Below are 15,597 nucleotides of genomic sequence, written 5' to 3'. Positions count from 1 at the left end.
CCTTTTCTTTTTTGATAGCAAAGGATATCGCTATGTATAAACACATTCTGGTTCCGGTCGATTTAAATGATGAGAGCTTCGCGGATAAGGCGGTTGATCACGCTGCATGGCTGGCCAGTCAGTCCGGCGCTAAGCTCCACCTTCTGACAGTCCTGCCGGGGATTCATAATTCCATGGTCGCCTCTTACTTCCCTGAAGAAGCTGCCAATAAAATGAAACGTGACATGAAGCGAAACCTGCAAGGATTTGCGGATAAATATGTCCCGAAAAACGTGGCCTGCCAGGTGTCTGTTGAAGAAGGCAAGCCTTACAAAGGGATTATCAAAACCGCCGAGCGCTTGGAGTGCGACTTGATCGTCATGCCAAGTCATAAGCGTTCTCGCGTCAACAAGATGATGTTAGGATCGGTGGCCGCGAAAGTGCTTGAAGGCGCTACCATGCATGTGATGGTACTCAAACCTTAGCCGATATCTGGCTGCTCATTTAGGGCCACCCTCGTAAAGTGAAGGTTCAGGCCTTGCCTGAACCTGATTGATTATGCTTTATCGCGAGGGCGTTGATCATACCCCCAGCGCGGCACCAAGGTTTGCGCCGCCCCTAAGTGGTCGAGAATGCGCGCCACCATAAAATCGACCAAGTCGTCAATAGACTGGGGTTGGTGATAAAAACCCGGCGCAGCAGGCATAATGGTGACGCCCATCTGCGATAGCTTGTGCATGTTTTCTAAATGCAGCGTTGAAAACGGCGTCTCGCGAACGACCAGTAACAATTGCCCCCGTTCTTTGAGCACCACATCCGCCGCCCGTTCAATCAAGTTATCGGATAGACCATGGGCAATCGAAGACAAGGATCCGGCCGAGCAGGGACAGACAACCATTTTCTTCGGCGCTGCCGAGCCCGAGGCGACCGGCGAAAACCAATCTTCTTTACCGCAAACGATCAGTTTATTGCTATCACATTGCAGATGTTCGGCTAATATTTTCTGTGCCGCTTGCGGGCCTGACGGGAGTTTCAACCCGTGTTCGGTCGCCAGCACCACGCGAGCGGCCGAGGATATCAGTAAAAAGACCTGATAATCTTGCGCAAGCAGGCACTCCAGTAACCGTAGGCCGTATGGCGCGCCCGACGCTCCTGTCCATGCCAGCGTGATACGCTTATCCGTCATGCTTTTCTCCTTTGTGACTCAACGCACTGAGCAACTTATCGTGAATACCACCAAAACCCCCATTACTCATGATCAACACGGTATCGCCCGGCAAGGCTTGCTCACTCAGCGCGACAACCAGTGTGTCTATATCAGTGTGAATTTGCGTAGGTTGAGGACAATGATCCGCCACCGCATCGAGCGACCAATCGAGCCCTTGAGGCTGATATAAAAACACACTGTCCGCACTCGCCAGCGACGCGGCTAGCGTGTCTTTATGGACCCCTTGTTTCATGGTGTTCGAGCGCGGTTCTAATACGGCGAGAATACGCCCTGCGCCGACCTTGGCTCGCAAGCCCTCCAAGGTCAGTCGAATAGCGGTCGGATGATGGGCAAAATCGTCATATACCGTGACGCCAGCCCGCTCGCCACGCCACTCAAGCCGACGCTTAGTATTGATAAATCTCTCGAGCGATTGACAAGCCAGACCCGGGGTCACTCCCACATGACGCGCCGCTGATAACGCCATCAAAGCATTACGCACGTTATGATCACCGACCAAATCCCAGCTAACCGATCCCACGAGATCACCGGCAAAGTACACATCAAATTGGCTGCCAGCTGCGTCTTTTTTCACGCTTTGCCACTGGCCATCAGGCCCCGCATACACACACTCACTCCAACACCCCATTGCGAGTGTTTCAGCTACGTTGGGATCATCGGACGGCGCAATAATCTGGCCAATCCCAGGTACGGTGCGTATCACATGATGGAATTGCTTTTGGATCGCGGCCAGATCATCAAAAATGTCGGCATGATCGAACTCAAGGTTGTTAATAACCAAGGTTTTCGGTTGGTAGTGAATAAACTTGGAGCGCTTATCAAAAAATGCACTGTCGTATTCATCGGCCTCGACCACAAAAAACGGGCTATCGCCCAAACGGGCTGACGCATTAAAATTGCTGGCCACGCCACCGATCAAAAACCCAGGCTGATAACCACAGTCTTCTAAAATCCACGCCAACATGCTGGCGGTGGTGGTTTTTCCGTGTGTACCTGAAACCGCTAACACCCAGCAGTCTTGGAGTAAAAAATCATGCAGCCATTGCGGACCAGACGTGTAAGGCAAACCTTGATTGAGTACGGCTTCAACACAGGCGTTCCCGCGGCTCATAGCATTACCAATCACCACTAAATCCGGCTTAGGTGTAAGCTGCGCAGGATCATAGCCTTCAATGATAGCGATCCCTTGGGATTCGAGTAAGGTACTCATTGGGGGATAAACCTGGCTATCTGAGCCTGTCACTTTGTGCCCCAATTGTTTTGCCAGCATGGCGGCTCCACCCATAAAGGTGCCGCAAATGCCTAAAATATGAATATGCATGGCCTTCACTGTATTGTTGGTTACCCAGCCGTTGGACGCGGGCCATTATTATGCCTTGGATTAACGCTTGGGTCTTATCGCTTGCGCGCATATGACATGGTTTTTTATGTCGCGATCACACTTCCCTGGCCTCATCCATTTCTTCAGTACGATTAAAAAGTCACGAGCGCTAGAATGACAACGATTTCAAGAGGCAGAGCACTGCCCACTTAAATGCCATTGAATTAGAAAGACAGTTCATCATCACTAAGGATTGAGAATGCCCGACATTAAGACCCTCGGCGAATATATTGTTGAGAAGCAACACGCGTTCCCGCATGCCAGCGGCGACTTATCCTCTTTGCTTGCCTCGATTCGTCTCGCCGCCAAAATTGTCAACCGTGAAATCAACAAAGCCGGTCTGGTCGATATTGCAGGCGCGATTGGTACGGAAAACGCGCAAGGCGAAGAGCAGCAAAAACTCGACGTCTATGCCAACGAAAAGTTTAAAGCTGCGATGGAGGCGCGCGATCAGGTTTGCGGTGTCGCGAGTGAAGAAGAAGATGATGCGGTTATTTTTAACAAACAGCTCAACCGCAATGCCAAGTACGTGGTCCTCATCGACCCACTCGATGGTTCTTCCAACATTGATGTTAATGTGTCTGTTGGCACCATTTTCTCCATTTACCACCGCGTATCGCCAGTCGGTACTCCCCCCACCGAGGAAGACTTCCTACAGCCCGGCCACCGCCAAGTGGCTGCCGGTTACATCATTTACGGCTCATCCACCATGTTGGTTTACACCACAGGTGATGGTGTGCATGGCTTTACCTATGACCCATCGCTGGGTCTGTTTTGCCTCTCTCACGAGAATATGACCGTTCCTAAAGAGGGAACGATTTACTCGATTAACGAAGGCAACTACATCAAGTTCCCGCAGGGCGTCAAAAAATATATCAAATACTGTCAAGAAAACGTCCCTGACGAGAAACGGCCGTATACGTCACGCTATATTGGCTCTTTGGTGGCCGATTTTCACCGTAATCTGCTAAAAGGTGGCATTTACTTGTACCCGAGTACCCTGGCTTATCCAAACGGTAAATTGCGGTTGCTGTATGAATGCAACCCCATGGCGTTTATTATCGAGCAGGCCGGCGGCAAAGCTACGGATGGGATGCAGCGGGTGATGGACATTGAACCCAAAGAACTTCATCAGCGCGTTCCCTTCTTCGTTGGCTCTCGTAATATGGTGGATAAAGTCGGCGAATACTTGGAAACCTATCCTGATCATGAAGACAATTAACGCGTATTAGCAAAAAGAATCCCGCGCTTTTTTATGATGACGAGGCGACCTGGTAGGTCGCCTCTGTTATTTTCACGCTTGGCGGTTATAATTGGCACACACTGTTTAATTTAACAAAAGGACATTCCATGAGCCTGAACCAGGTCCCTGCGGGCAAAGATCTGCCTGAAGATATTTATGTGGTGATTGAGATCCCAGCGAATGCTGATCCAATCAAGTACGAAGTGGACAAAGATAGCGGTGCGGTATTTGTCGATCGCTTTATGTCTACCCCAATGTTTTACCCATGTAACTATGGTTATGTAAACCATACCTTGTCACTTGACGGTGACCCGGTAGACGTACTGGTTCCAACCCCATTCCCTCTCGTACCCGGTTCAGTAATCCGCTGCCGTCCAGTGGGTGTGCTAAAAATGACCGACGAGTCTGGTGAAGATGCCAAAGTTGTCGCAGTGCCTCATAGCAAGCTGACCAAAGAGTACGATCACGTGAAAGACGTGAACGATCTGCCTGAGCTACTCAAAGCACAAATCACGCATTTCTTCGAGCGTTACAAAGAGCTTGAAGCCGGCAAGTGGGTCAAAGTCGATGGCTGGGCCGATGCACAAGCTGCAAAAGACGAAATCCTGTCTTCTTTTGAGCGCGCACAGAAATAATCGAGCGTGTAACTGAGACAGTAAAGGCCCGCTCTATCAGCGGGCTTTTTTATTTAATCTCAAACTGATAAAGCACATCGACCGCTTGGTCAACACCCGACACCGCTTCTAGGTAAAGGTCTTTCATTAAACGATAGCGCACAGTAAATACCCCAATCGCATCGAAGATCCCGACCCCATATTTCACTTCCAAATCCGGTAAAATATAGCCTGACACTTCGACCTTTTGTTCGTCGCCGGCACCCGCGGTATCTAAGGTGAGATCCTCAACACCAAAGGCTTGGCCGATCTCTCCTACCAATTTTCCGCTTTGCGCTAACCCAATACCAATCAGCATCGAGGTCATATTGGCATCGCCGGCGCCAGCATCCAGCGCTCGGCCACGCAATAGATAAGATAAGGCATTCGCCTGCGAGCCAGCCGGATCCATAAATATATCCGCAACCGGATCATCGGCCGGGCCACTCAAGCGAATACCTGCGATCACATCCCCCTCTATTCGCTCTGGGTTACGAATCGCTTCCACTTGCAGGTAGGGTTGGTCGGCAGGGCCATTAAACAAGATTTCCCCTTTGCGGATAATCAAGTCTTGCCCGAACGAGCGATACGTTCCGTCCAGTAAGCTGACATTCCCGACAATTAATACACCTTGCGGGTTGTTTTTGATATTCAGTTCACCGGATAAGCGCGACTTTAAACCAAAGGCTGCGAGACTAACGTCATCCCCCAGCGCTAACTTTACATCGGTGACTAGGTTAAACGGCATCGGCTCGTCTTGTTCTGTACTTTTTGGCGTATAGTCTTGGTTTAACAGCACCGTATCGTCTGACACCGTCACCGCTGACGCAGGTAAGTTTTCGACTTCTATCCGTCCCCAAGGCACATGAATATCACCACGAATCGCGACCTGGTCAGGCGTCGCAGAGACGGTAAGATCTGGCGCGACATCGAGCTTTACCATTGGGGGAAGGTTAACACGTAACGTATCACCCGATACATTCAAGCCAAATTGCCAATCATCAATGCGGGGCCATTGGCCATCGCCTTTTAGTGTTAGCGGACCCTCAGGCGTGATTAACTGCCCATCCAGTTGCCCTTGTTGCCCATCAACCGTCAGAGCCAATTGCCCGTTATCTACATCCACCGGTGACGATAAGCCTTTCATCCGCAGCCCACTGACCGTCATGCCGCCATACACTTGCGGTAACGTTAGTGGGCCTTCAAGACGTAAATTCGCATTCACTTCACCATTCATATCCGCTTGTTTATCGTTTCCGAGCAAGGGCTCAAGCTTGGCCAATTGCACAGCAGTCACGGTAAGGTCGCCAGTAATCGTAGGTGTAGGGGCCAATAAATCGGTTAGGGTAAAGCCAGACGCAAGGGTGCCACCATCATCCAACGTCAGAGCAAGCGCCCCTTGTAATTGGTCATTGTGCCAGCGTGCATCCATGTTCGCGTGTTGCCAGTCAATGACTAGTGGCCTTTCTGCTTGCTGACGCAGTGCACCGTCGGTGATATCAATCGAGGCGCGTACATCTGGCGAGGCGTCAGGCTGCCATCGAGCGTGAACGGCTGCATTGGCACGTGTATTGAGCTGCCATTCCGGCGGTAAGAAGGCGGAGATTTGCGCCGCTTCAAAGCCTTCAATCTTGGCGGCCACGTCCCCTTGCGCGCCGACGGTTGCCGGTTGCGATAAGCACAAGGAAGTGGCTTGCCACTGCCAGCAATGCTCGCCGATCTGGGTTTGCGTATCGGCGAAAGTAAACGCAATGGGCGCCGCGGTTTGCTGCACGATGTCGCCAATGTCTTCTACATTCACCCGCGTATCGAGCAGTTGCCCTTGCCAACCGGACTCGCGCGCCAGCGCACCTTGAATACTCAGCACGCCAGAGGTAGGAACGCCTTGCCAGCGTAAATCCAGCTGATGCTCGGCTTCATCACCGCGGACGGTAAGATCTAAGTTCTCTAAACGCAGCGTTTGATAGCGCCCTCCCAGTACAGACACATTCAGGTTGCCACCTAAGGTATCCTTGAAGGCCAGCGCGCCGTCTAAGGTAAGCTGATTGATGCGAAGATCTTGCCAGCGCAACTGCTTGGCATCGACGGCCAGTTTGGCATTGGGATGGGCAAAGGGCCCGCTCAGACGCGCATCGCCACGAATCACACCAGTTAACATCGGTAATGATTGAGACAGGTCAGCAATATCCACCGATAGCCCCATTTGCCACTCGTCACGCACTTGTCCTTGTGCAGTAATACGGTTAGGGCCGTGGGAAAACGTCAGACCGGAGGTAGAAACGCTAGGTTGTCCATCGCCATCACGATCATGGGCATTGAGCGCGCCAGATACCGAAAGGGGGAGTTGCTCAAGCTCACCATGAACAACCAAGGTTGGCATAGATACATCCCAGCCACCCTGTGGCGTTAAGCGCCCACGATGACTCACGGCGCCGGTGAGATCACCATTCACCTCAGGCCATTGCCGCTGAGGCTGAATATGGGCAAAGCCTAACTCGGCTTGCCAAAAAGGCACGCTGGACCAATCCACGCTGGCGCGCCCAGCAACAGTACCACCGAGTGTTTGTGCCTCAAATTGCGAGAGCTTGAGCGCCGAGAGGCTACCTTGCCCGGCAAGGTTTAGTTGTGTTTTCGGCACCTCAGGACCGTCGACGTCACTTTGTAGCCCCAGCTGATAGTCAGATAAGTCACCATCGGCGTGAAAGTGTAGCTCGCGTAATGCCGCGATCGCTTTCCCCGTCAGCGGCCACGCCAATGCCTCGCTATCCAATTGCACGGCAAAAGGTAAGTTCGGTGCCAGGACATTCGCCTCACCATCAAGTTTGGCATTCACCGGTCCTGTTGCCTCAGCGCGCAGCGCTAAAGCCGCTAAACTCCCCGTCGCCGACAGTGACAATGCTTGCCCTTGGAGCGGTGCCAATTTCGTGGTCAACTGTGTTTCTAAGGTCAGTGGGTACTCACCTTCCAACAAGATATCGCCAGAAAGCTTAGCCGTGCCCTGAGGGGCAGCCACCGAAAAATGGTCAATCGTCACCGCACTGCCCTTGACGGCGCCGACGAGATCTAACGAAGAAAAGGTATGTACTGTACCGGCGTCAATACGAGTATCGCGTAGGCTAAATTGCTCAACATTGATATTTAGCGGCACATGAATGGACGGCAAGCGGAGCCCTGGATAATGAAAAGGGGCACTCGAGGCGTCGCTATCAGGTTTACCAACCGCACGGTCGGTATTTTCTTGATCACTGTCGTTGGTGGGCAGGGTAACCACCAGCTGCTGCCACTTTGTGGGCGATAAGGTTAATGTGCCTCCCTCGACATGCACACCGCCTTGAAGCTGCTGCCAGTCAATCGCCTGTCCAGCCACCTGAATCGCCACATCATTGAATGCAAACGCGTTAATATGTATCGGTAGCGGCGATTGGATCCTCGCGGTAGACGGCTCGGCGGCGGTGTTGTCATCGCTTGGCGGGAAATTAAGCGCAAGCGTTACCCCTTCAGCCGCCAGTTGTTCGACACAGATTGATGGGGTAAGTAAGCACTTACCTTTTATCTCAATCCCCAGCTTATTAGCGGCCAATTGGATTTGCTCATCCTGATATTGCAGACCACGAAGTTCAAAGCCGGTCAGCAAAGTACCCTCGGCTTGTTCAAGCGATAATGCAGGTATAGCTTTCTGTGCCCCCCACACTCCAACTTGTAACCCGATCGGCGTAAATAAGGTGGTGGACACCAAACCTACCAGCGCAAATATCGTGATTAATAGAATCAAAGTTAATCTAACCAACCACCGGCTCATAATTCAGGCCCCAACGTCAGGTGCACACGAAAGTCGTCATCGTCATTATCAAAACCATGGGCGACATCAAGGCGAATCGGGCCCACCGGTGATGACCAACGAATGCCTGTCCCGGCCGCGCGCTTCCATGACAAATGGTTGGTCCACGCATCGCCGCCGTCAGCAAACACCGCCCACCACCAATTGCCACCAAGACGATACTGATATTCTAAAGTCCCGGTTAACATATAGCGTGCACCACTTAACTGACCGCTGTCATCGACAGGCGAGACGGTTTCATAGCCATAACCACGAATGCTGTTATCCCCCCCAGCGAAAAAGCGTAATGATGGTGGTGCTTCACGAAACTCCTCGGAAATCAGGGCGCCACCATCGACCCGAAGTAAGCCACGATGATTCTTATTTAAACTGCGAATCCAAGCACTACGACCTTGAAGTCGCAGCAAGCTAATATCCGACAGCCACGCGGGATCGGCTGCCTCCAGCGTCAGTGATTGCTTGTCTCCCCAATGCGGCATCAGACCACCACGCACGCGCGTTCGGGTAACGTTGACGCCCGGCAGCACCACGCTGACGATATCTTCATCTTGCCCTTGGCTATAGTTTTCGTACAGCCAGCGCAGCGATACACTGCGCTGCCAGCCGGTATCATAAAGCCAGTGTCGGGAGACAGAGGTCGTCGCTTCAAAACTGGTGGTATCGCGTTGGTCTGTATTTTTTAACCCCAGCTGAACTTGATAGTATTGCCGTGAAACATCGTCAAGCGGCACTTTATAGGTAGAAGTAAGGGTTTGCTCTGGCTGAGAAACCGCCAGTGATGTGCTCAGGCTATGCCCCCTTGAATTATACCAAGGCTTACGCCAATTAAGCTTAAGACGCGGACCAATGTCGGTGGAATACCCCACCCCAGTTTCAAACTTATTGCGCGCTTCCGGGGTCAACGTCACCTTGATCGGCACTTCATTGTCCTCGGCGTCTTCCATATCCGCTTGGACTAATGCACTGGCAAACCAGCCCGTATTTGCTAACGCTTGGTTAAACTCGCCTAAGTCAGTAACTTGATAGAGATCACCTGGTGAAAAATCTCGCAGTGTATCAAGTCGCTTATGCTGGATTTGCGAGCCTTGATAATCGATCGCACCAAAATGATAACGCTTGCCACTGGCAAAATGCAGACGAATAAAGGCTTGCTGGCGGTCAGGCGCAACTTCGAGCCGGGCTTGCGTAAAACGACCATCAAAATAGCCCTTTTTCACGGCTAAGCTCTGGATCTGACTTTTGAGTGACTCATAATCACTGTGATTGAGCCGATGACCAGGTTGCGGTCCTTTCGCTTTAAGCGAATGAAAGTCATCATCCATCGCAGCTTCACCGGAAAAGACGACATCGACTTGCGCCACGTTGACCGGGGGGCCAGGATTAACGGAGACAACCAGGGTATCGCCCTCTGGCTCGTTCAGCGTGATTTTTGGCTGATAGTAGCCTACTGCCTGGAGTGCTTGTCGGACATCGCGCTCGACACGCGCCTTAAACCGATACGACCCATCGCGTTCTTCGGGCGCGATCGCCGCCAAATAGGTTGCTACATTTTGTTGCGCTTCACCCTCGAGTCCTTGGAGCTCAACGTCGAGGCTCGCGCGTACCCAGCTAGGTAGCAGTAAAAAGGCGATCGCAATAAGGGAGAGTTTACGTATCTTCATGCAATGAGAACCATTACTAGGGTGCCGCTCAACAAAATTGATGATATCTTGCCATATTACGCGTTGAGCTGGGCTTGATGCTAGCGCCATTCACATCAGTCCACACCCAAAGCGGTTTCATACAACACATAACGCTTTTCATCACAGCAGTAAAAGGATGCCTATGTCGATGCAATCTTCGTTCAGCCAACCCGATAATGCGATTGCGGATCGTGCTGATGCCATCACGCCCACCGAGCCACATGCCGTATTTGGGCAACCTATCACAACGGCCCCAGCGAACGGTCAGAAACAGGTCATTTTAGGGATGGGCTGTTTTTGGGGAGCGGAACGCAAATTCTGGCAACAACCAGGTGTAGTCATGACCTCTGTTGGCTACTGCGGTGGGGTAACACAACACCCGCGCTATCAAGATGTCTGTACGGGTCAAACAGGCCACGCCGAAGTGGTTAATGTCATTTTTGACCCGAGTGTCACCAGTCTGGACGCTTTATTGACGATCTTTTGGGAAAACCACGATCCAACTCAAGGGTTGCGCCAAGGTAATGACGTGGGCCCACAGTACCGTTCAGCCATTTATTACTGTGATCCTGCCGATCGCGCGACGGTAGAAGCCAGCTTTGCCGCCTATCAAGCCGCTTTAAAAGCAGCGGGCAAGTCAGATGCCGTCACCACAGAGATCGCCCCCGCAGGTACTTATTTCTTAGCAGAAACAGACCATCAGCAGTATCTGCACAAAAACCCCCAAGGCTACTGCGGCTTGGGTGGCACCGGCGTTTGCTTCCCGCCACAATAGTCTGAAGGCACGCAAACTCAGAGATAAAAAAAACACGTCATTAGACGTGTTTTTTCTGCATCGCACGTTTTTTATGCGGTGATGGCCATCGATTTAATTTCTTTATTTACTTCGGTCATGACCGAGAGTGCACGTTTATCACTGTGTCCTGGAGGTAGCAAACGCCCTCTATCAAACTCAAACGCGCCGACACCTTCAATATAAAGTCGGCCCTTAAAAAATCGTTTCACATATCGCGCAATCTGGGTTGGTCGATATTGACGAAAGATGCGAAGCATAGGGATCCCTTTATTTCTCAACCAAGTCTGATGAACAGACCGAAACAGTAACAACGCTCTTTCACCGTTTCTTGGTAAATTATGTGTTACCACCTTGGAGCACCGAATATTATCTGGCAATCTCCACGTATAAAGCTAAGCAAGCAAAGTGCCATCTTATTCTGATGACAAGCACAGAATTAGAGCCTACTGGGCGCGAAAAGTTCCTACCTTAGATCAATACGCGCGCTTTGAAGTGACGATTACTGGATAAAACTCCGATCTCGCGCACGGATTAACCCTTGGCACTTGGCACAACGCACTGTCTGGCGTAACCATAGATAACTTGGCACCGAATGCCAAATAATGACCACAGACATGGATGATAAAGCATGAATAAAACCCTACTTGCTCTCACTTTTGCGTTATTCACAGGCACCAGTTGGGCGCACACGATCCAAAACGGTGCACCTTTACCGTCAGCCAAGGTCGCCGAGCACGGCGAACTAACCTTGAATGGCGACGATATCGTTTATCAAACTTGGCAAACCGAACAGTTGCAGGAAAAAGTACGCGTGATCCAAGCCATTGCTGGACGCAGTAGCGCCAAAGAAATGAACGCCCCCCTCATGGCGGCAATTACCGCCGCGGATTTTGACGATGCACGCTATCAAACCACCACCATCATCAATCAAGATGATGCCATGTGGGGAACTGGCGGCTTTGTAAAATCGTCAGCCGAAGACAGTAAACGCGAATTTAGCTGGTCATCGATTGTGCTCGACGAAAATGGCAGTGTCGCAGAGGCATGGCGCTTAAAAGAAGAGAGCTCGTTGATTGCCGTACTGGATGATAAAGGCATGGTGCGTTTTGTTAAAGAAGGTAAGCTAAACGAGGATGAAGTGAATCAAGTTGTCAGCTTGGTGACAGAGCTGGTAAACCAATAATCATATCGCGGGCAAGGCCCGCGCTTTCATTTCAGACTTGGCGTTCAAGGCTACAATTGTTATGTTATCACATCACTTAATAACCTCATGGACGTCTGGATGACTCGGCGAGTGCTCGTCAACCTGCTATTTGTATTGGTGCTTAGCCAAGCCGGACTGTGGGCGCACCATCAAGTCGACACCTTAGCTCCGAGCCATCACAGTGAGCATTGTGGTGTCTGTCATCTCATCCCACCAGCAATACTGGCTTCCAGTATCGTGACACCGACGCCCACCTATGCTGCCAATACCCTCATCGTTTGGTCAAAACCTCAGCGAGCTTATCGTACCGCTATAGCCTTTTCGGCGCGCGCCCCACCGAGTGAAATAAATGCCTTCATTATCTAATTCATTTATTCACGAGGAGAAACCACATGAAAGCTCGTTTATTACCCAGCGTTATCACTATGGCCATCGCGACCACCTCTGCAGCAACATTATCCGATGAAGCCAGCTATCAGTCGTTCGATGCCCACGTCCACGGGGAGGTAGCACTGAGCCTCGCCCAAGACGGTGAGCGCGTATTCATTGAGTTAACGGCCCCCGGCAATGATGTGGTCGGCTTTGAACACCAGCCTAAAAACGCCGCTGACCAGCAAGCGGTCGAAGATGCCTATGCGCTTCTGCGTGATGGTGGAAAACGCTTCCAACTTGCTGAAGCAGCGAGTTGCCAGCTTGCCGAGACCAAAGTCACTAGCAGTTTTGACGACTACGATGAGCATCACGGCCACGACGAACACCATAACCACGACGAGCACTACGGCCATGACGAGCACCATAACCACGACGAGCACTACGGCCACGACGAGCATGATCAGGGTAACCACAACACTTTATCCGTGAACTATCAATTCGTTTGCCAAACCCCACAAGCCTTCACCGAATTGAAAACGGATTGGTTTAGCCTGTTCCCCAACACAGAAGCCATCAAAATTCAGGCCGTTACCGATGATAAGGTCTGGGTTGATACCTTGATTCGTGCTAAGTCGCACATCCAGTGGTAGTGAAAAAAGGAGGCGGGGCGCATCCAGTGCCCCTGTCAGGCATGATAACCATCAAACAACTAGGTTTTACGTGGCCGGGCCAGCCGCAACCGATCCTTGATATCGACAGTTTTGCGGTCAATGCTGGCGAGCATATATTTTTACAAGGTCCCAGCGGCAGTGGTAAATCCACCCTGCTAAGCCTGATTGCGGGTATTCATATCCCCCAGACGGGTACGCTGACGGTCAATCATCAAGCGCTAACGACACTGAATGATCGCGAGCGTGATCAATTCCGTGCTAACCACATTGGTTATATTTTTCAGCAATTTAATCTGCTGCCTTATTTATCGGTGATCGATAATGTCACCGTGCCGCTGCGCTTTTCTCATTTGCGTCGTCAGGCGTTGACACGATCGCCTCGTCAAGAGGCCGCCACCTTGCTCGACCAATTGGGCTTACCCACAAACTGCCACCACCAGCCGGTCACCGCGCTGAGTATCGGCCAGCAACAACGGGTCGCGGCGGCGCGGGCGCTGATTGGTGCGCCGGCGTTAATTATCGCTGACGAGCCAACTTCTGCGCTCGACGCTGACACCCGCAACACCTTTATTCAGTTGCTTCAAGACCGATGTCGTGACGCTAATAGCAGCTTATTGTTTGTCAGCCATGACAGTCAATTAGCGCCCTTGTTTGACCGCGATGTTTCGCTTCCCGCGCTTAATCGCACCATGCTGAATCGCGCCATGCATCGCAAGGAGGATCAGCAATGATTTCGCTATTGGGACTTGCGGGGAAAAGCCTGAAAAATCGCCGCGCCACCGCATTGCTTTCTTTGCTGACCGTCACCATCGCCGTGGTGCTGTTACTCGGCGTCGAAAAGGTGCGCACGCAAGCGAAGGCCAGCTTTGCCAACACCATTTCCAACACCGATTTAATTGTGGGCGCCCGTTCCGGCTCCATTAATTTGCTGCTCTATTCCGTGTTTCGAATTGGTAATGCCACCAACAATATCGGCTGGGAAAGTTATCAACGCCTTCGCGAGCACTCAGATGTGAGTTGGAGCATCCCCATTTCACTCGGGGATTCTCACCGTGGCTTTCGCGTGCTCGGCACCAGCAATGATTACTTTTCCCATTATCAATATGGTCAAAAACAACCACTCGCCTTTCGCCAAGGCGGCCCATTTTCCGGTCTATTTGATACCGTGATTGGCGCCCAAGTGGCGAAAGATCTGGGATACAAAATGGGCGATAACCTAGTGATTGCTCATGGACTGGCCGATAAAAGCTTTAATCAACACGACAATTTGCCGTTTACTGTCACCGGTATTTTGGCGCCCACCGGCACGCCCGTCGACCGCAGTGTGCATGTGTCGCTCGAAGCCATAGAAGCGATTCATGTCGGCTGGGAAAGTGGCGCACGACTCGGCCAAGGCCTCACTCAAGCCCAAGCACAGCAGCGTGAATTACAGCCCGAGCAACTCACTGCGGTCATGGTGGGTCTGAACAGTAAAATCAAAACGTTTGCCGTCCAGCGTTGGGTCAATACTTATCCACGCGAGCCATTGACTGCCATCATGCCCGGTATTGCCTTACATGAGCTATGGGACATGATGCGCGTGGGCGAGCAAGCGCTATTAGTGATCGCTGGATTTGTCGTCGTTGCTGGATTATTAGGCATGCTCTCCAGCCTGCTCACCAGCCTGAACGAGCGTCGACGAGAAATGGCCATTTTACGGGCAATGGGCGCACGTCCGGTACATATTATTCTGCTGTTGGTCAGTGAGGCGGTTGCCATCACCCTGGCGGGTATCATCTTAGGTGTGCTACTGCTTTATGGCGGTCTTGCGCTCACCCAGCCCTATAATATCAGTGAATTTGGCCTGTTCTTACCGCTCGACTGGCCCTCTTATTATGAATGTTTGTTAATGGTCGGCGTGTTTATCGCTGGTCTCGTGGTCGGCTTAATTCCCGCTTGGCGCGCGTACCGACAAACACTGTCCGACGGCATGACAATGAAGGTATAACCCATGAAAAAACGGACAACGCTCCATCTTATCGCCTGGCTTAGCGGCCTTTTGAGTTCGCTTGCTTGGGCAAGCAGTGAACCACTCATGCTCGATTGGATAGACTTGGTTCCTGAGCACGAACGGGCACAGTTTGATAGCCGCGGCATGCCAGACATTAGCCACGACGGTGATAACCCGCAAAGCTTGGTCGGCTCGGTTCGCCCTGAACTCAATAACAGCCAAGTTAAAATCCCCGGCTTTGTGATCCCGTTAGAAGGTGACGATCAACGGGTGACCGAATTCTTGCTGGTCCCTTTTCTTGGCGCCTGCATCCATGTACCACCCCCACCGCCCAATCAAATTATTTACGTAAAGTTTGCCGATGGCGCGCCGATTCAAGAACTATGGGATGTGGTTTATGTCGAAGGGACACTCAATACTGAGCATGTCAGTCATGACTTGGCAGAGGTGGGATATGTACTACAAGGTACAACGCTAAGCGCCTACGACGACGGATAGATTTCTATCAATCAGTGAGCTTGATCGGCGCCGACACCATTGTCAGACAATATAATGAGACA

General features: G+C 51.5%; 15 protein-coding genes. 10 read left to right on the top strand and 5 right to left on the bottom strand.

All coding sequences use genetic code 11. From position 1 onward, the window contains the following. Positions 1 to 32 precede the first annotated feature (32 nt). Positions 33 to 464 (top strand): universal stress protein, encoded by a 432-nt coding sequence (locus BZG77_RS02085; RefSeq protein ID WP_077646011.1) that lies wholly within the window; start codon positions 33 to 35, stop codon positions 462 to 464. A gap of 71 nt (positions 465 to 535) precedes the next feature. Here the strand turns inward: BZG77_RS02085 and BZG77_RS02080 are convergent, their stop codons facing one another. Beyond that, positions 536 to 1,165: a flavin prenyltransferase UbiX gene (locus BZG77_RS02080; protein WP_077459972.1), complete on the bottom strand. Its 630-nt coding sequence runs from the start codon at positions 1,163 to 1,165 to the stop codon at positions 536 to 538. Next, positions 1,155 to 2,528, bottom strand: coding sequence for a UDP-N-acetylmuramate:L-alanyl-gamma-D-glutamyl-meso-diaminopimelate ligase (gene mpl / locus BZG77_RS02075; protein WP_077646010.1), 1,374 nt, complete (start codon positions 2,526 to 2,528; stop codon positions 1,155 to 1,157). Before mpl ends, BZG77_RS02080 begins: the two co-directional genes overlap by 11 nt. Positions 2,529 to 2,787: 259 nt before the next feature. On the opposite strand from mpl, the gene fbp reads away from it, so the two are divergent. Continuing rightward, on the top strand, positions 2,788 to 3,810 hold the full coding sequence (gene fbp / locus BZG77_RS02070) for a class 1 fructose-bisphosphatase (RefSeq protein WP_077646009.1): 1,023 nt from the start codon (positions 2,788 to 2,790) through the stop codon (positions 3,808 to 3,810). Positions 3,811 to 3,938: 128 nt separating this feature from the next. Then, complete coding sequence (ppa, locus tag BZG77_RS02065; protein ID WP_077459975.1) at positions 3,939 to 4,466, top strand: inorganic diphosphatase; 528 nt, start codon at positions 3,939 to 3,941, stop codon at positions 4,464 to 4,466. Between the two features lie 49 nt (positions 4,467 to 4,515). On the opposite strand, the gene tamB is transcribed toward ppa, so the two are convergent. Beyond that, positions 4,516 to 8,271 (bottom strand): autotransporter assembly complex protein TamB, encoded by a 3,756-nt coding sequence (gene tamB, locus BZG77_RS02060; protein WP_158011404.1) that lies wholly within the window; start codon positions 8,269 to 8,271, stop codon positions 4,516 to 4,518. An 8-nt stretch (positions 8,272 to 8,279) separates the two neighbouring features. Beyond that, positions 8,280 to 9,983, bottom strand: a complete 1,704-nt coding sequence (gene tamA / locus BZG77_RS02055) for an autotransporter assembly complex protein TamA (protein ID WP_077646007.1) — start codon at positions 9,981 to 9,983, stop codon at positions 8,280 to 8,282. A 169-nt stretch (positions 9,984 to 10,152) separates the two neighbouring features. Between tamA and msrA the strand changes: the two genes are divergently transcribed. Beyond that, the gene (gene msrA, locus BZG77_RS02050) at positions 10,153 to 10,779 is read left to right on the top strand and encodes a peptide-methionine (S)-S-oxide reductase MsrA (RefSeq protein WP_443216229.1); all 627 of its coding nucleotides are present in this window, start codon (positions 10,153 to 10,155) and stop codon (positions 10,777 to 10,779) included. Between the two features lie 71 nt (positions 10,780 to 10,850). On the opposite strand, the gene BZG77_RS02045 is transcribed toward msrA, so the two are convergent. Next, on the bottom strand, positions 10,851 to 11,057 hold the full coding sequence (locus BZG77_RS02045; protein WP_077646005.1) for a DUF1107 domain-containing protein: 207 nt from the start codon (positions 11,055 to 11,057) through the stop codon (positions 10,851 to 10,853). A gap of 371 nt (positions 11,058 to 11,428) precedes the next feature. Here BZG77_RS02045 and BZG77_RS02040 point away from each other — a divergent pair, with 371 nt between their 5' ends. The 6 genes from BZG77_RS02040 (at position 11,429) to BZG77_RS02015 (ending at position 15,535) form a co-directional block, all read left to right on the top strand. Then, on the top strand, positions 11,429 to 11,983 hold the full coding sequence (locus BZG77_RS02040) for a YtfJ family protein (protein WP_077646004.1): 555 nt from the start codon (positions 11,429 to 11,431) through the stop codon (positions 11,981 to 11,983). 99 nt (positions 11,984 to 12,082) lie between these two features. After that, positions 12,083 to 12,370 (top strand): DUF2607 family protein, encoded by a 288-nt coding sequence (locus tag BZG77_RS02035; RefSeq protein ID WP_077459981.1) that lies wholly within the window; start codon positions 12,083 to 12,085, stop codon positions 12,368 to 12,370. Between the two features lie 26 nt (positions 12,371 to 12,396). Continuing rightward, positions 12,397 to 13,026 carry a zinc uptake protein ZrgA gene (gene zrgA, locus BZG77_RS02030; RefSeq protein ID WP_077646003.1) on the top strand — a complete coding sequence of 210 codons (630 nt, stop codon included), beginning with the start codon at positions 12,397 to 12,399 and terminating at the stop codon, positions 13,024 to 13,026. 41 nt (positions 13,027 to 13,067) lie between these two features. Continuing rightward, positions 13,068 to 13,778, top strand: a complete 711-nt coding sequence (locus BZG77_RS02025; protein WP_077646002.1) for an ABC transporter ATP-binding protein — start codon at positions 13,068 to 13,070, stop codon at positions 13,776 to 13,778. Then, entirely contained in the window at positions 13,775 to 15,034 is a 1,260-nt protein-coding gene (locus BZG77_RS02020) for an ABC transporter permease (RefSeq protein WP_077646001.1), read from the top strand. Before BZG77_RS02025 ends, BZG77_RS02020 begins: the two co-directional genes overlap by 4 nt. A gap of 3 nt (positions 15,035 to 15,037) precedes the next feature. Continuing rightward, positions 15,038 to 15,535 (top strand): DUF3299 domain-containing protein, encoded by a 498-nt coding sequence (locus tag BZG77_RS02015; RefSeq protein WP_077646000.1) that lies wholly within the window; start codon positions 15,038 to 15,040, stop codon positions 15,533 to 15,535. Positions 15,536 to 15,597 lie beyond the last annotated feature (62 nt).

Source organism: Salinivibrio sp. IB643 (genome assembly GCF_001996105.1).
GTDB classification, from domain to species: domain Bacteria; phylum Pseudomonadota; class Gammaproteobacteria; order Enterobacterales; family Vibrionaceae; genus Salinivibrio; species Salinivibrio costicola.
This window is presented reverse-complemented; position numbering and strand designations above follow the sequence as displayed.

What these genes read in the sequence shown, in the direction of transcription:
- BZG77_RS02085 (WP_077646011.1), top strand. Translation starts at nt 33, where the DNA reads ATGTATAAACACATTCTGGTTCCGGTCGATTTAAATGATGAGAGCTTC.
- BZG77_RS02080 (WP_077459972.1), bottom strand. Translation starts at nt 1,165, where the DNA reads ATGACGGATAAGCGTATCACGCTGGCATGGACAGGAGCGTCGGGCGCG.
- mpl (WP_077646010.1), bottom strand. Translation starts at nt 2,528, where the DNA reads ATGCATATTCATATTTTAGGCATTTGCGGCACCTTTATGGGTGGAGCC.
- fbp (WP_077646009.1), top strand. Translation starts at nt 2,788, where the DNA reads ATGCCCGACATTAAGACCCTCGGCGAATATATTGTTGAGAAGCAACAC.
- ppa (WP_077459975.1), top strand. Translation starts at nt 3,939, where the DNA reads ATGAGCCTGAACCAGGTCCCTGCGGGCAAAGATCTGCCTGAAGATATT.
- tamA (WP_077646007.1), bottom strand. Translation starts at nt 9,983, where the DNA reads ATGAAGATACGTAAACTCTCCCTTATTGCGATCGCCTTTTTACTGCTA.
- msrA (WP_443216229.1), top strand. Translation starts at nt 10,153, where the DNA reads ATGCAATCTTCGTTCAGCCAACCCGATAATGCGATTGCGGATCGTGCT.
- BZG77_RS02045 (WP_077646005.1), bottom strand. Translation starts at nt 11,057, where the DNA reads ATGCTTCGCATCTTTCGTCAATATCGACCAACCCAGATTGCGCGATAT.
- BZG77_RS02040 (WP_077646004.1), top strand. Translation starts at nt 11,429, where the DNA reads ATGAATAAAACCCTACTTGCTCTCACTTTTGCGTTATTCACAGGCACC.
- BZG77_RS02035 (WP_077459981.1), top strand. Translation starts at nt 12,083, where the DNA reads ATGACTCGGCGAGTGCTCGTCAACCTGCTATTTGTATTGGTGCTTAGC.
- zrgA (WP_077646003.1), top strand. Translation starts at nt 12,397, where the DNA reads ATGAAAGCTCGTTTATTACCCAGCGTTATCACTATGGCCATCGCGACC.
- BZG77_RS02025 (WP_077646002.1), top strand. Translation starts at nt 13,068, where the DNA reads ATGATAACCATCAAACAACTAGGTTTTACGTGGCCGGGCCAGCCGCAA.
- BZG77_RS02020 (WP_077646001.1), top strand. Translation starts at nt 13,775, where the DNA reads ATGATTTCGCTATTGGGACTTGCGGGGAAAAGCCTGAAAAATCGCCGC.
- BZG77_RS02015 (WP_077646000.1), top strand. Translation starts at nt 15,038, where the DNA reads ATGAAAAAACGGACAACGCTCCATCTTATCGCCTGGCTTAGCGGCCTT.